This is a genomic window from Streptomyces sp. GB4-14, assembly GCF_022696125.1.
Taxonomy (GTDB): Bacteria; Actinomycetota; Actinomycetes; order Streptomycetales; family Streptomycetaceae; genus Streptomyces; species Streptomyces werraensis.
Window position 1 is genome coordinate 2,017,808 of the sequence record NZ_RZHO01000002.1, and the last position, 13,781, is coordinate 2,031,588.

13 protein-coding genes are annotated in these 13,781 nt (G+C 73.4%); 5 read left to right on the top strand and 8 right to left on the bottom strand.

The features are described 5' to 3' along the window. Positions 1-4 precede the first annotated feature (4 nt). Complete coding sequence (locus tag ELQ39_RS10210; protein ID WP_242591701.1) at positions 5-1,507, top strand: alpha/beta hydrolase; 1,503 nt, start codon at positions 5-7, stop codon at positions 1,505-1,507. A gap of 116 nt (positions 1,508-1,623) precedes the next feature. On the opposite strand, the gene moeZ is transcribed toward ELQ39_RS10210, so the two are convergent. The 7 genes from moeZ to ELQ39_RS10245 form a co-directional block, all read right to left on the bottom strand. Then, positions 1,624-2,802 carry an adenylyltransferase/sulfurtransferase MoeZ gene (gene moeZ / locus ELQ39_RS10215; RefSeq protein ID WP_242591702.1) on the bottom strand — a complete coding sequence of 393 codons (1,179 nt, stop codon included), beginning with the start codon at positions 2,800-2,802 and terminating at the stop codon, positions 1,624-1,626. Positions 2,803-2,865: 63 nt separating this feature from the next. Next, the gene (locus ELQ39_RS10220) at positions 2,866-3,627 is read right to left on the bottom strand and encodes a spherulation-specific family 4 protein (protein WP_225629345.1); all 762 of its coding nucleotides are present in this window, start codon (positions 3,625-3,627) and stop codon (positions 2,866-2,868) included. Beyond that, entirely contained in the window at positions 3,615-4,622 is a 1,008-nt protein-coding gene (locus ELQ39_RS10225) for an NAD-dependent epimerase/dehydratase (protein WP_225629344.1), read from the bottom strand. Before ELQ39_RS10225 ends, ELQ39_RS10220 begins: the two co-directional genes overlap by 13 nt. Before the next feature lie 119 nt (positions 4,623-4,741). Beyond that, the gene (locus ELQ39_RS10230; protein WP_242591703.1) at positions 4,742-5,884 is read right to left on the bottom strand and encodes a hypothetical protein; all 1,143 of its coding nucleotides are present in this window, start codon (positions 5,882-5,884) and stop codon (positions 4,742-4,744) included. Then, complete coding sequence (locus ELQ39_RS10235) at positions 5,881-7,584, bottom strand: DUF3492 domain-containing protein (protein WP_242591704.1); 1,704 nt, start codon at positions 7,582-7,584, stop codon at positions 5,881-5,883. Before ELQ39_RS10235 ends, ELQ39_RS10230 begins: the two co-directional genes overlap by 4 nt. 264 nt (positions 7,585-7,848) lie before the next feature. Then, complete coding sequence (locus ELQ39_RS10240; RefSeq protein WP_242591705.1) at positions 7,849-9,579, bottom strand: DUF3152 domain-containing protein; 1,731 nt, start codon at positions 9,577-9,579, stop codon at positions 7,849-7,851. Between the two features lie 8 nt (positions 9,580-9,587). Further along, positions 9,588-10,646, bottom strand: coding sequence for an alpha/beta fold hydrolase (locus ELQ39_RS10245; protein ID WP_190002495.1), 1,059 nt, complete (start codon positions 10,644-10,646; stop codon positions 9,588-9,590). Positions 10,647-10,801: 155 nt separating this feature from the next. On the opposite strand from ELQ39_RS10245, the gene ELQ39_RS10250 reads away from it, so the two are divergent. The 4 genes from ELQ39_RS10250 (at position 10,802) to ELQ39_RS10265 (ending at position 12,726) form a co-directional block, all read left to right on the top strand. Then, complete coding sequence (locus ELQ39_RS10250) at positions 10,802-11,029, top strand: hypothetical protein (protein WP_210634729.1); 228 nt, start codon at positions 10,802-10,804, stop codon at positions 11,027-11,029. A 197-nt stretch (positions 11,030-11,226) separates the two neighbouring features. Beyond that, positions 11,227-11,871: a TetR family transcriptional regulator gene (locus ELQ39_RS10255; RefSeq protein ID WP_190002493.1), complete on the top strand. Its 645-nt coding sequence runs from the start codon at positions 11,227-11,229 to the stop codon at positions 11,869-11,871. 146 nt (positions 11,872-12,017) lie between these two features. After that, positions 12,018-12,245, top strand: a complete 228-nt coding sequence (locus tag ELQ39_RS10260; protein WP_019522837.1) for a DUF3107 domain-containing protein — start codon at positions 12,018-12,020, stop codon at positions 12,243-12,245. A gap of 214 nt (positions 12,246-12,459) precedes the next feature. Further along, entirely contained in the window at positions 12,460-12,726 is a 267-nt protein-coding gene (locus ELQ39_RS10265) for a hypothetical protein (RefSeq protein ID WP_190002492.1), read from the top strand. A 189-nt stretch (positions 12,727-12,915) separates the two neighbouring features. On the opposite strand, the gene ELQ39_RS10270 is transcribed toward ELQ39_RS10265, so the two are convergent. Then, the gene (locus ELQ39_RS10270) at positions 12,916-13,671 is read right to left on the bottom strand and encodes a ferritin-like fold-containing protein (RefSeq protein ID WP_242591706.1); all 756 of its coding nucleotides are present in this window, start codon (positions 13,669-13,671) and stop codon (positions 12,916-12,918) included. Between the last annotated feature and the right edge of the window lie 110 nt (positions 13,672-13,781).

A 13,781-nucleotide genomic window follows, 5' to 3' on the forward strand; every position in this document is an offset into this window, starting at 1 on the left:
GCAGATGACCCGGTTCACTCGGTGGGCGGCCCTGACCGCCGCCGCCGCACTGCTCACGGCCGGTTGCGGCGGGGGCGGGCCGTCGAAGGACGACTCCGGCAAGGACGACAAGGGCGGAGGGGACAGCGCGCTCGACTGGGGGCGCTGCGAGGCGACCGAGGACGGTCCGGCGCCCGGCGACGAGTGGCGGTGCGCCACGCTCGAGGTGCCGCTGGACTGGTCGAAGCCGGACGGCGAGACGATCGACCTCGCCCTCATCCGCGCCGAGGCGACGGGCGACGACCGCATCGGCTCCCTGCTGTTCAACTTCGGCGGGCCGGGCGGCTCGGGCGTCTCCACCCTGCCCGCCTACGCCGACATGGCCGCCGACCTGCGCGAGCGGTACGACCTGGTGAGCTGGGACCCACGCGGGACGGGCGCGAGCGGCGGTGTCCGCTGCCGTGACGACAAGGCCATCGAGGCCGCGGAGGCCGCCGTGGACTGGACGCCGGACACCCCGGTGGAGGAGCGGGTCTTCCTCGAGGACGCGGCCGACTTCGGCAAGGGCTGCCAGAAGGCCGCCGGAAAGCTGCTGGCGCACGTCTCGACCACCGACACCGCCCGTGACATGGACCGCATCCGGCAGGCTCTCGGCGACGACCGGATGCACTACTTCGGCATCTCCTACGGCACCGAGCTCGGCGGGGTCTACGCCCATCTCTTCCCCGACAAGGTCGGCCGGATGACGCTGGACGCGGTGGTGGACCCGACGGCCGACACGATCGGCCACGCCAAGAACCAGGCCCGCGGCTTTCAGACCGCCCTCGACAACTACCTGCGGTCCACCGGACGTGACCCGGAGGAGGGCTCGCGGGAGATCGCGGACCTGCTGGACCGGATCGACACCGAACCGCTGCCGACGTCCTCCTCCGGCCGGGAGCTGACGCAGTCGCTGGCGATCATCGGCATCGTGCTGCCCCTCTACAGCGAGTCCAGCTGGCCGGCGCTGACCAGCGCGCTGGAGGCGGCCGAGGACGGGGACGGCACGGAGTTGCTGGCCCTCGCGGACGGTTACAACGAGCGGGACGCCTCGGGCAGCTACGGCACCACGACCCACTCCCAGAGGGTCATATCGTGCCTGGACGACAAGCAGCGGCCGACGGTGGAGGAGACCAGGAAGCTGCTGCCCGAGTTCGAGAAGCTCTCTCCCGTCTTCGGTCCGTTCCTGGGCTGGGACACGGCGGGCTGGTGCCACGACTGGCCGGTGCCGGGCCAGTTCGAGACGCCCGAGGTGAGCGCGCCGGGCGCGGAGCCGATCCTGGTCGTGGGCAACACGGGCGACCCGGCCACCCCCTACGAGGGGGCGCGGCGGATGGCGGACGAGCTGGGCGAGGGCGTCGGGGTGGTGCTCACCTGGAAGGGCGAGGGCCACGGCGCCTACGGCAGCGGCAGCGACTGCGTCGACGCGACGGTGAACGCCTATGTGCTGGAGGGCAAGGTGCCGCAGGACGGCAAGGTCTGCTCGTAGCGGCGCTGCCCGTAACGGCGTCGGGGGCTCCGGGCACCCGAGGTGGTGCCCGGAGCCCCCGACGAGGACCCGGTGACGGCCGGCGCGGTCGTGCGGACCTCTCCGGCCGGTGCGGCCTAGTAGACCGGCTTCTCCGGCTCCATCTGGTTGACCCAGCCGATGACGCCGCCGCCGACGTGGACGGCGTCGGAGAAGCCCGCGGACTTCAGGACCGCGAGGACTTCCGCACTGCGGACACCCGTCTTGCAGTTCAAGACGATCTTCTTGTCCTGCGGCAGGCTCTCCAGGGCGTTGCCCATGAGGAACTCGTTCTTGGGAATCAGCCGGGCGCCCGGGATGGAGACGATCTCGAACTCGTTCGGCTCACGGACGTCGATGAGCTCGATGTTCTCGCCGTCGTCGATCCACTCCTTGAGCTGCTTGGGAGTGATCGTGGAGTCGGCGGCCGCCGCCTGCGCCTCCTCGGACACGACGCCGCAGAAGGCCTCGTAGTCGATGAGCTCGGTGACGGTCGGGTTCTCGCCGCAGATCGCGCAGTCGGGGTCCTTGCGGACCTTGACCTGGCGGTACTGCATCTCCAGGGCGTCGTAGATCATCAGGCGGCCGACGAGGGGCTCGCCGATGCCGGCCAGCAGCTTGATGGCCTCGTTGGCCTGGATGGAGCCGATGGACGCGCAGAGCACGCCCAGGACGCCGCCCTCGGCGCAGGAGGGGACCATGCCGGGGGGCGGGGGCTCCGGGTAGAGGCAGCGGTAGCAGGGGCCGTGCTCGGACCAGAAGACGGAGGCCTGGCCGTCGAAGCGGTAGATGGAGCCCCAGACGTACGGCTTGTTCAGCAGGACGCAGGCGTCGTTGACCAGGTAGCGGGTCGCGAAGTTGTCCGTGCCGTCGACGATCAGGTCGTACTGGCTGAACAGGTCCATCACGTTGTCGGCCTCGAGCCGCTCCTCGTGCAGGACCACGTTCACGTAGGGGTTGATCCCCTTGATCGTGTCACGGGCGGACTCGGCCTTGGGGCGGCCGATGTCGGACTGGCTGTGGATGATCTGGCGCTGCAGGTTCGACTCGTCGACCTCGTCGAACTCCACGATGCCGAGCGTGCCCACGCCCGCCGCGGCCATGTACATCAGACCCGGCGAGCCCAGGCCGCCGGCGCCCACAAAGAGCACCTTGGCGTTCTTCAGCCGCTTCTGCCCGTCCATCCCCACGTCGGGGATGATCAGGTGGCGGGAGTACCTGCGGACCTCGTCTACGGTGAGCTCGGGGGCCGGCTCGACCAGGGGTGGCAGCGACACGGGGACTCCGTTGGTCGGTCAATCACTACGGTTGTTCTCCGCTTAACACTGCCATGCCCTTTTTCATTCCGAGACACCCGTTCCGACACGCGAGACGATGTCGTCCCAGTAGCCGGGCAGCGGCCCCCATGGATCCGCCGGTCGCGCGCGGCCGGAGACCCGGTCCGAGTGGTCGGTGAAGTAGATGGTGCCGGCGCCCTGCCAGCGGGCGATGCGCAGCGCCTCCTCCAGGTGCGGCCGGGGCACGCCGTGCACGAAGTGGCAGAACCGCTCCGGCGGATGGTCGGCGGTCCACTCGGCCACCTGGGACCAGCGGTAGTCGCTCCACGGACCGGAGTAGGTGACGAGCTGGTCGGCGTGTTCGGCGTAGCCGGGGTACGGATGGGTGCCGTGCCCGAGGACGACGTGGGCGTCCTCGTTGATCACCCGGAGCGTGGCGACGGTGCGCCGCACCTCGGGCAGGTCCTCGCGGCCGGCGGGGCAGCGGTCCAGGAGGAAGCCGTCGACCCGGTACCAGTCGTGGAAGCGATGGGCGTCGGAGACGATCTCACCGAAGCCGCGCAGCCCGTAGGCGGCGTCGATGTGCCCGAGGACGCGGACGCCCGCGTTGCGCAGCCGGCCCGCCGCCTCCAGGCAGTGCGGGTCCGGCTGGACGCCGGGGCCGTCGGCGACGTTGAGCACCACCCAGTGCAGGGGCGTGCCGGGGCGGCCCAGCCGGTTCCACTCGTCGGGGGCGAGGAGCGGGTGCGCGACGCCCGGGACGCCGAGGCCGGTGCCGAGCCCCGTGGCGGTGTGGTCCTGTCTGGTCCGGGTCAGATACGGCATGCCGCCTCCATCCAGATGTCCGCGAGCGACTCCTCGAGGTTGATGCGGGGACGCCAGCCGAGGCGGTCGCGGGCGGTGCGCACGTCGGCCTGCTGCCAGGTCCCGCACCCGTCGGGGTACGGGAACGCGGCGGGCGAGGCGGCGGGGTGGTGGTCCGCCTCGGCGCGGGGGTGTCCGATGGTCGCCCGCAGGTGGGTCGCGTGGGGGGTGTGGGTGGTGTGGACGGGCCCGGGGTGGGGCAGGCCGTCGAGCTCGTTGAGGGCGCCGCCGTAACCGGCCACCCGGGCGAGGATCCCGGCGGCGTCCCGGAGGCGGACGGCGCGGCCGGAGCCGATGTTGATGACGCCCTGGGCGGCGGAGAGCGAGGCTGCGTGCACGGCGCGGGCCACGTCGCGGACGTCGATGAAGTCGCGCTGGGCGCCGAGCCCGCCGAGCTTCAGTTCGCCGTCGCCGGACTGCATGGCGCGGCGCATCGCCTCGGCGAGCCGGCCGAGCGGGGAGCCTGCCGGGGTGCCGGGTCCGACGGGCGAGAAGACCCGCAGCACCACGGCGTCCAGGCCGGAGCCGAGAACCAGTTCGGTGGCGGCGAGCTTGCTGACGCCGTACGGCCCGCCGGGACGGGGGACGGCGTCCTCGGCGGTGGAGGAGCCCGGCTGGCTGGGGCCGTACTCGGAGCCGCAGCCGATCTGGACGAGCCGCGCCCCGCAGCCGCTGCGGCGCAGCGCCTCGCAGATGGTGGCGACGGCGACCGTGTTGTGCCGGGTGAGTTCGCGGGCGCCGCCCCGGGTGGCGCCGGCGCAGTTGATGACGACGCCGGGGTGGACGGCGTCGAGGAAACGGGTGAGGGCGCCCGGGCTGCCGGTGGCGAGGTCGAAACGGACGTCGGCGTCGTCACCCCGGCCGAGGGCCGTGAGCTGGACGGCGGGGTCGGCGAGCAGGCGGTCGGCGACGAACCGGCCGATGTAGCCGTTGGCTCCGATCAGCAGGACCCTCATCGGTCGGCTCCTTCGCGGCGTTCGGTGGCGGGACGGCAGGTCATGCGAGGTTCTCCTTCAAAGGGGGGTCGAGGGCTCCGTAACCGCGGCCGTCCGGGCCGCGCGGCGGTCGCGGCCGGTCACCGTGCCTGCTCCGGCCGCAGGTGCGCCGAGGCGCGGGCGAGGGTGCGGGCGGCGTGCACGAGCAGGATCAGGGCGCCCGCACCACAGGTCAGGACGGGTACGGCGGTGGGACCCCAGGCGGCGGTGAGGGCCTCCACCGGTGCGCCCAGTGCGGCGCAGCCGGGCAGCCGGGCCGCGAAGACGGTGGCGGGCGCGAGCACGTGAGCGGTCGCGGTGAGCATGAGGATCACGCGCGGGGCGTGGGTGAAGCCGTGCACGGTGAGCAGGCGGGCGACGAAGAGGAGGGCGCCCAGGGCGAGGACCGCCGGGGAGACGGGCCCCGCGTCCAGGAACGGCGCGCACAGGGCGACGAGCACGGCCAGCGCCCCCACGAACAGGGCGACGGCGCCGAGCAGCACGGGCCGGACCGAGGCGGCGAAGTCCTCCAGGTCACGGCTGACGGCCAGCTTGCGGCGCGCGTGGGCGAGGAAGAGACCGGCCGTCCAGGTCGCGGGCGCGACGGCGAGGGCGAGGGCCAGGAGCGGTGCGAGGGCCAGGGGCCAGTCGCCTCCCGTGGTGCCGTCGGGCAGCCCGTCGGGGCCGCCGGTGAGGGCGGTGCGCAGCAGGCCGTCGCCCAGCACGGCGTAGGCGAGGAGCCAGCAGGTCCAGGAGCCGGTCGCCGACCGGGAGGCGAGGCCGTCGGGGAGGGCCAGCGGTCCGCGCCGCAGCGCGGCGCGCAGGGCGAGGGCGACGGCGACCACGCCGGCGGCGGCCGCGTAGAGGCGGGTCTGGCCGTGGGTGCGGGCCAGGGCGACCAGCGCGGCGGCGCACAGCGCGCCGGGCAGCAGCGGGAGCAGGAGCACGATGACGGACCGGCGGCCTCCCTCGGGGGCCGGGGCGTCCGGCGCGGCGGGTGCGTCGGTCACGGTGTCGGCGTCGCGCGGGACGCGGGCGTAGAGCTCCTCCGCGAGGGAGAAGACGTCGCGGTGGCGGAAGCGGGCGGCGGTCCGGTCGGTGATGCCGTGGGCCTCCAGGCCCGCCGCGATCTCCAGCGGGTCCACGGCGCGTTCGCACAGCTCGCGGTGGCGGTGCAGCAGCACCTTGACCGGGTCGGCCGCGCCGGGGGCGGCGCCGCGGTCGAGTTCGCTCAGGTCGGTCATCGGACGGTCTCCGTGACGGGCTCCGGCGTCTCCACGGCCCAGGTGGGGACGGCGCGGGGGGTGGGTCCGGTCCAGTGGCCGGGGACGTGGGCCTCGGCGGGCGCGGCGAAGGGCTGCGGGTCTCCGGCACCGTCGAGGACGGGCCGGCGTACCGGGGTGCGCGCGACGGTCTCGAGGTAGAGGGCGTGGAACGCCGCGACGTTCTGCTCGACGCTGAACAGCTCCAGTGCGCGGGCGCGCGCGGCCGCTCCGAGGCGCGCACGGCGCTCGGGGTCGCGCAGCAGCGAGACGCACGCTTCGGCGAGCGCCCGCGGATTGCGCGGCGGTACGACGAGACCGGTGCCGCCGATCACCTCGACGACCGCGCCGACGTCCGTGGACACCGTCGCGCGTCCGCAGAACATCGCCTCGATCAGCCCGACCGGGAACCCCTCGACGACGCTGGAGAGCACGGTGACGGTCCCGCCGGCGTGGACATCGGCGGTGGTCTCGGCGCCGGGCCCGCCGAGTTCCTCGAAGGTCACCGGATTCCGCCCGACGGCGTGCGGGCCGTCGGCCTCGTCCGGGAAGAGCTGTGCGGCCAGGGCCCGGCAGTGGCCGAGGTAGGCCTCGCCCTCGGGCCCTGAAGGGCGGCCCACGATGCGCAGCCGGGTGCCGGGCTCGGCCGCGCGGACCTCCGCGAAGGCGTGCAGCAGCGAGACCAGGTCCTTGGCGGGCTCCACCCGGCCGATCCAGACGAGGGTGTGCGGGCCGGCGTGCTCCCGCTCGGCGCCCTTCTCCCGGCCCTCCGACCGGTCCTCACCGACGCGTGTGAAGGGCGTGGCGTCCAGGCCGGGGTGGATGGTGCGCAGTTTGGCCCGGTCGGCGCCGCAGCGCTCCTGCCAGCGGCGGGCGTGGGCGTTGCCGGGGACGAGGTAGGAGGCGGCGCGGTAGGTCTCGGCGGTGAGCAGGCCGTGGAAGGCGGCGAGCAGGGACCGTACGGCGGGGGAGGCGTCGGGGCGCGTGAGGTAGTGGGTGCGCAGACGCACCCCGTACTCGGTGACCAGGAGCGGGACGCCGAAGAAGTGGCGGGCGAGCAGGCCCGGGAGCACGGCGATGCCGCCGGACGCGGCGTGGCAGAGATCGACTGCGCCGAGGCCGTCCTCCTCGTACCAGTCGAGCGAGAGGGGGCGCAGGGCGCGCTCCAGGTGGTCGGCGACGGTCAGCAGGTCGGGGACGCGGGCCTCGCGCGCGGTGCGGCGGGCTCCGGGCGCACGACAGGCGCGTTCCAGGGCGCGCACGGCCTGCTCGGAGCGCAGCGCGGCGACCAGTCCGCCCTCGTCGCGGGCGAGCTCGGCGAGCCCGTGGAGCGCGTTGGTGAAACGGTCCGCCTCAGCGGTGCCAGGCTTCTCGGCGGTGCCGGGCTCCGCGGCGTGGCAGAGGGCGGCGGCCAGTTCGCCGTAGTGCTCGGTGAAACGCCTGCGGGCGCGGCGGCCGTGGACCACGCCGTCCTCCTCGGCGGCCCACAGCGGCGCCGTGCGCACCCGCGCGACCTGGGGCGGCAACGGGAGCCAGCCCGCGTCCTCCTGGGCCTGGCCGGTGCTGAACGCGTAGACGTCGAACTCGTGTCGGTCGAGCCCGCGCACCAGGCGGTCGCACCACACCCCGCCCTCACCGCCCACATACGGATAGCCACCCTCCGTAAGCAGTCCGATGCGCACGTGTGCACCCCCGTTCTCCCGTCGGGAGCCGCCGTTGGCCCGGCGGCTCGCAGCGGGACGAACGTATGCGGACAGGACGGTGGCGTGATGGACGGTTGTCCATCACGCCACCAAAAGGGGTGAACGGGCGTAACTTTCCGGCGCGGAGTGCGTTCGCCGTGCTGAGACCGGTGCACGACGGGCGCGCGCCGGTCCGGAACCACCACCCGGCGCGCGCCCACAAGGGGTCGGGCGAGGCATCAGGCGGTCGGTCGTCCTGGCCGGTCAGCTGTTGGGGTAGGGCCAGGGGTTGGGCCGGCAGCTGATCCCGTTGTACTCGAGGAACTTGGTCTGCTGCTGCATCACCGGGGCCAGGTCGCCGTCCTTGTCACAGGTGACGTGGTTGTGGCCGAGGCGGTGGCCGATCTCGTGGTTGATCAGCATCTGGCGGTAGGCGAACATCTTGTCGCCGTACGTCTCGGCGCCCTGCGCCCAGCGATAGGCGTTGATCAGCACGCGCTCGGTGGCCGCGGAGTCGCAGGAGACGTTGTCCTCGGTGGTGTCGAGGCCCGACTTGGCGCACCAGTCGGCGGTCGTCCCGGGACTGGCCAGGGTGATCACGAACTCGGCGTGGCCGGACTCGATCCGTTCGAAGGTCAGGCCGTCGTGCGCCCAGCTCCGCCTGTCGTTGAGCGTCCGGTGCACGGCCTCGGCGAACAGCGCGCCGTCCAGGTCGAGCCCTCGCTCCACGTCCACCCGGTAGGTGACCTTCCGCCCCTTGCCGGGCGCCTTGTCGATCCCCTTGACGGCGTAGAACCTGCCCGTGCCGCCGCGGGTGGCGGCCAACGGGAACTTCCGGTCCATCTGCTGCTCGTACGTGAGCGGCTTCGCCGTGGGCACGCCTGGCGTCGCCCGGCCGTCGCCGCGCGAGGTGGAGTCGCGCGCGTCGCGCGCCTGCTCGCCGACGGACTGCGACTGGACGGCCGGGCTGTCGTGCTCGTCGGTGACCTGACCGGCGACGACGACGGCCAGCACGGTGGTAACGGCGGCGGCCGCGATGCCGGTGAACGCGCGCCCCTTGCCGCCCCTGGTCTGCGCGGGGACGCCCGTCGGCGGCTCGTCGTCGACCGCGTCGGTGGCCGGGAAGGCGCCGGTGTCCGGGGCGCCGTCGCGGTCGGTGACGGTGGCGTGCGGGTCCGCGGGGCCGCGGGTCACGGGCTTGCGCGGGGTGAAGAGGTCGTCGTTCCTGTCGAAGGCCTCGACGTAGTCCCGGCGCGGTCCTTCCACGGGCGCCTGGCGCTGCCTCGGCAGGGGCACGCCCTGCTCGGCGGCCGGCGCGCCGTACCCGGCGCCGGCGGCGGTCCGTCCGTGCAGGGTCGTCCGGCCGCCCCCGGTCTCCTGCTGCTCGGGGTGCCCGCCGCGGACCCGGGGGGTGCCGTCCGCAGGAGTGCCGTCCGCAAAGCGCGGGACACCGTGCGGAGGGGTGCCGTCCCCGTGCCCGGGGACACCGTGTGCGGGAGTGCCGTCGCCGCGGCGCGGCCCGCCCTGCGGAGATGTTCCTCCCCCGGCACGGGGCGGGCCCTGGGCGGGAACTCCGTTCCCGTGGCGCGGGAAGCCGTGGCCGGGAGTCCCCTCGCCGTACTGCGGCACACCACGCGGCGGCGTGCCGTCGCCGTACCCGGTGACGCCCTGGGGCTGACCGCCGTACCGGTCGTACCGGGGGACGCCGCGCGACGGGGTCCCTCCCTGCTGCCATCCGTCCGGCAGGGGCGGTACCCCCGGTGCCGGTCTGCCGCGCCCCGGCGCCCCGTATCCGTGCACCGGGGTGCCGTGCGGCGGCGTGCCGTACGGCGCGGTGCCCTGGGTCTGCTGCTGCGGCCGCGCCGCCTCCTGGCCGGTGTCCCAGCGGTCGTCGTACCGCGCCTCGGGCGCGTCCTGTACGCCGCGTGCGGCGGCTGCGGTGCTGTCCGCGGTGCCGCCCTTGGGGGCGGGCCCGCGCCGGCTGTGGCGTCCCACGTCGCGCCTCAGCCCCTTGTCGTCTCGGTCGTGGCGGTCGGGCCACCGGTGTCGGCGGACGGACCCGGATCGCGCTGTGCGTCCGGCTGCACAGTATCGCCCTCGTCCGCGGGAGCCGTCGCGTCCCTCAGGAGTTCACGGAACGCCGACGCCACGGTCTCGGGGTACTCCATCATCGCCACATGCCCCGCGTCCGGGAGTGTCACGAGCCGGGAACTGCGGAAGTGGCGGGCGGCGCGCTGCGCCATGCGGAAGCCGACGAGCTGGTCCCGGCCGCCGTAGACGAGCAGGGTCGGCGCGAGCACCCGCTCGGCCTGACGCCACAGTCCTTGCTGGCCACCGAGCATGTAGGCGCTGACGAGACCGCGCGCGGAGCGCGCCATCGCGTCCCAGAAGTACGGCAGCCTCTGTCGGCGCTCCATCTCCTGCACGGCGTGCCGGAAGCCTTCCGGCGTCACCTTGGAGGGGTCGCCGTAACAGAGGTTCAGGACGCCCCGGACGCGCTGCTCGGCGGTCCACCCACGGGTGAGCCGGGTGAACAGGAGTGCGACACCGGGTACGGCCAGCAGTCCGGTGGGGACGGCGGAGCGCTGCACGCGCAGCTCCGGCAGGGCCGGGGAGACGAGCGTGAGGGTGCGGACCAGGTCGGGACGCACGGCCGCGACCCGGGTGGCGACCGCGCCGCCGAGGGAGTTGCCGAAGAGGTGCACCGGTCCGCGGGCGGACGCCTCCAGACAGCGGATCACCGCGCGTGCGTGCGCGGTGATCGAGTAGTCGCCGTCGTCCGGCGGCGGGGAGTCGCCGAACCCGGGGAGGTCGACGGCCTCGCTGTCGACGACGCCGTCCAGCAGAGCCATCAGGGGCGACCAGTTGAGCGACGAGCCGCCGAGGCCGTGGACGTAGAAGGCGGGCGGCAGTCCTTCGCGGGCCGGCGGCCGGTATCTGACCGTGAGCGTGGCGCCGGGCACCCGCACCGACCTCAGCCGCTCGCCCTCGGCCACCCTGACCGCCACCGGCTCGGGCAGCACGCCGGTCGGCGGCACGGACGGCAGCTCGGTCGAAGACATGCGGCAATGTTACGAGACGATCACGCCATGGTTCACGTGTTCGGCGTCACAGGATGGCATGGCGTCCGAATCGGGTGTCTCCTAGGCTCGTACAGAGGGCACCCGTACGTGGCCCCTGCATGCCTCAGGGGCGTGAGCAGGAAGGGAGCCCAGCGATGGCCGTGGATCCGACCGACCCCGAGACGTTCGAGGAGGACGAGGACGTGCAGGAAGGCGTGGAGTTCGACGTCGAGGCGCCGGAGGTGGACGCGGCCGAGCAGCAGGCGGAGGTACGGCCTCAGGAGGACGACCCGCTGGAGGAGGTGGACCCCGACCGCGCGAACGAGGCGGATCTGGTGGAACAGGCGCGTGTCGTCCAGCTCGACGAGGACGACTACCGGTGAGAGGTGCGCCGTCCGGGGCGTCAGCCGTCCGGAAGGGGACATGTTTTGCCCGCTCTGACAGCTTCTGAAACCGTCCGTGCCGCTTCTCCCGCTGTCCGGTCCGTGAAATTCTGCACGTGCACCGCGCGCATCAGGATTACCGAAAAGTACGATGGCGACGCGGCTGATCCCGCATGTGGACGACTATGGGAGGCGGCGTGACAGCCATCGAGCAGACGGACGCGGTACGCCCGAGGGGTACACGCCTTCCGCGCCGTGCCCGGCGGAACCAGTTGCTGGGCGCCGCCCAGGAAGTCTTCGTCGCGCAGGGCTACCACGCGGCGGCGATGGACGACATCGCCGAGCGCGCGGGTGTCAGCAAGCCGGTGCTGTACCAGCACTTCCCCGGCAAGCTCGACCTGTATCTGGCGCTGCTGGACCAGCACTGCGAGGCGCTGATCCGGTCGGTGCGGCACGCGCTGGCGTCGACGTCGGACAACAAGCAGCGCGTACGGGCGACCATGGACGCCTACTTCGCGTACGTCGAGGACGACGGCGGCGCGTTCCGCCTGGTCTTCGAGTCGGACCTGACGAACGAGCCCGCCGTGCGCGAGCGGGTCGACAAGGTCACCAACGAATGCGCGGAGGCCATCTGCGACGTCATCGCCGAGGACACCGGCCTGTCACGCGCCGAGTCGATGCTGCTGGCGTCGGGGCTCGGCGGGCTGGCCCAGGTGGTGGCACGGTCGTGGCTGCACAGCGACCGCAGCGTGCCGCGCGACCAGGCGGTGCAGCTGCTGACCTCGCTGGCCTGGCGGGGCATCGCCGGGTTCCCGCTGCACGGCAGCGACCAGCCGCACTGACCGGCGCGGCCGGCGGTCGTCTGTTCCCGTCGGCTGTTCGCTGTTGGCGTTGCCGGGCGAAGCGTGCGGATCCCCTCACCGGGCTAATGTGTGCAGGTACGGCGCGGAAGGCCGCGCACTTCACTGACCGTCGGAGGGACATAGCCGTGGAGGTCAAGATCGGCGTGCAGCACGCGCCCCGCGAGATCGTTCTGGAGAGCGGTCAGAGCGCCGAGGAGGTCGAGCGCGTGGTGGCCGAGGCGCTGGCCGGGAAGTCGCAGCTGCTGAGCCTCGTGGACGAGCACGGCCGCAAGATCCTGGTCCCGGCCGACCGTCTCGCCTACGTCGAGATCGGCGAGCCCGCCCCGCGCAAGGTGGGCTTCGGCGCCCTGTAGGGCGGGCCGGGGAGCGGTACGCGTAGGAGAAGGGCCCGGCGGTGACAAAACCGCCGGGCCCTTCTCCGTGCGCGCGGGCCCGCGCCCCTCGGAAACCCCCGGACGGCCTACAGGTGAGGCCGTGTGGGGAGGATTGGATTCCGCAGGTCAGGGGTAAACCGGGACAGGACCAAGACATGGACGAGCAGGCCGGCCGTGTGGGAGGGACCCCGACATGCTTCTGGAAGCGCTCAGCTCCGCGATTCTCGGCCTGGCCCTGGCCTGGGGGGCGTACCGCCGTCTGTCCCACCGGCTCCCCCGGCGCGCCCTCGTGCTGGCGACCGGTGTGGCCGGGGCGTTGTTCGGCGCCTTCGTCATGAACACGGCGCTGGACGCGGGCAACCTGCTGACGATGCTGCTGGGCGCGGCGATCGTCTCGACCGCTTCCCTCTCCCTGCTGCTGCGCCCGGCGGGCAGACTCCGCCACTCGGCAACGGCCTGACCGCCCGCCGGGGCGGTCGTCCACCTCTTCGGCCGAGCGCCGGGCCACCGCGACCGCCCACGGGCGGAGGGCGCCCGGACCGGACACCGTCCGCCCGCAGGGGCGACCGTCTCCTGCGGGGGCGCCGCCGAGATCGACGGCGCCCGCGGCTTACCGGCGCCGTCGGACGGCCGTACGGTGGGGGTGCCGTCAGGCAGCCAGCCCGAGTGCCGCCATCCGCTTCGTGTGGGCCTCCGTGATGCGGGAGAACATCCGGCCGACCTCGGCGAGGTCGAAGCCGTCCGCCACGCCGCCCACGAGCATCGTCGACAGGGCGTCGCGGTCGGCGACCACTCGCTGGGACTGGGACAGGGCCTCGCCCATCAGGCGGCGTGCCCAAAGGGCGAGCCGGCCGCCGACACGCGGGTCGGCCTCGATGGCCGCGCGGACCTTCTCCACGGCGAAGCCGCCGTGGCCCGTGTCGTCCAGGACGGCCAGGACCAGCGCGCGGGTGTCGGAGTCGAGGCGCGCCGCGACCTCGCGGTAGAAGTCGCTGGCGATGGAGTCGCCCACGTACGCCTTGACCAGGCCCTCCAGCCAGTCGGACGGCGCCGTCTGCTTGTGGAAGCCGTCGTAGGCGGCCACGAACGGCTCCATGGCCTGCGTCGGCTCCTCGCCGATCTCGGCCAGCCGGTCCCGCAGCCGCTCGAAGTGGTGGAACTCGGCCGACGCCATCTTCGCGAGCTCCGCCTTGTCCGCCATCGTGGGCGCCAGCTTGGCGTCCTCCGCGAGCCGCTCGAACGCCGCCAGCTCCCCGTACGCGAGCGCGCCGAGCAGATCCACGACAGCGGCACGGTACTGGAGGTCGGCGGAGGCGGCCGCCCAGTCCATGGCGGCGACGCCGGTCCGTTCGGCAGGGGTCTCGGGGGTTTCCGCGGCGTTGGCAGGGCTGTCAGAGCTCGTCATGCAGCGCACAATAGCCCGCTCGGCCTGCCCCGGAAGGTCCTGGTCGATCAGTGTGACGACGACTACGTGACCAAATCGGCCATGGCGTGTGCGCGAATCCGGGGTATGGT

Coding starts and splice junctions, on each gene's coding strand:
- ELQ39_RS10210 (WP_242591701.1), top strand. CDS start 5: ATGACCCGGTTCACTCGGTGGGCGGCCCTGACCGCCGCCGCCGCACTG.
- ELQ39_RS10220 (WP_225629345.1), bottom strand. CDS start 3,627: ATGCCGTATCTGACCCGGACCAGACAGGACCACACCGCCACGGGGCTC.
- ELQ39_RS10225 (WP_225629344.1), bottom strand. CDS start 4,622: ATGAGGGTCCTGCTGATCGGAGCCAACGGCTACATCGGCCGGTTCGTC.
- ELQ39_RS10230 (WP_242591703.1), bottom strand. CDS start 5,884: ATGACCGACCTGAGCGAACTCGACCGCGGCGCCGCCCCCGGCGCGGCC.
- ELQ39_RS10245 (WP_190002495.1), bottom strand. CDS start 10,646: ATGTCTTCGACCGAGCTGCCGTCCGTGCCGCCGACCGGCGTGCTGCCC.
- ELQ39_RS10250 (WP_210634729.1), top strand. CDS start 10,802: ATGGCCGTGGATCCGACCGACCCCGAGACGTTCGAGGAGGACGAGGAC.
- ELQ39_RS10265 (WP_190002492.1), top strand. CDS start 12,460: ATGCTTCTGGAAGCGCTCAGCTCCGCGATTCTCGGCCTGGCCCTGGCC.
- ELQ39_RS10270 (WP_242591706.1), bottom strand. CDS start 13,671: ATGACGAGCTCTGACAGCCCTGCCAACGCCGCGGAAACCCCCGAGACC.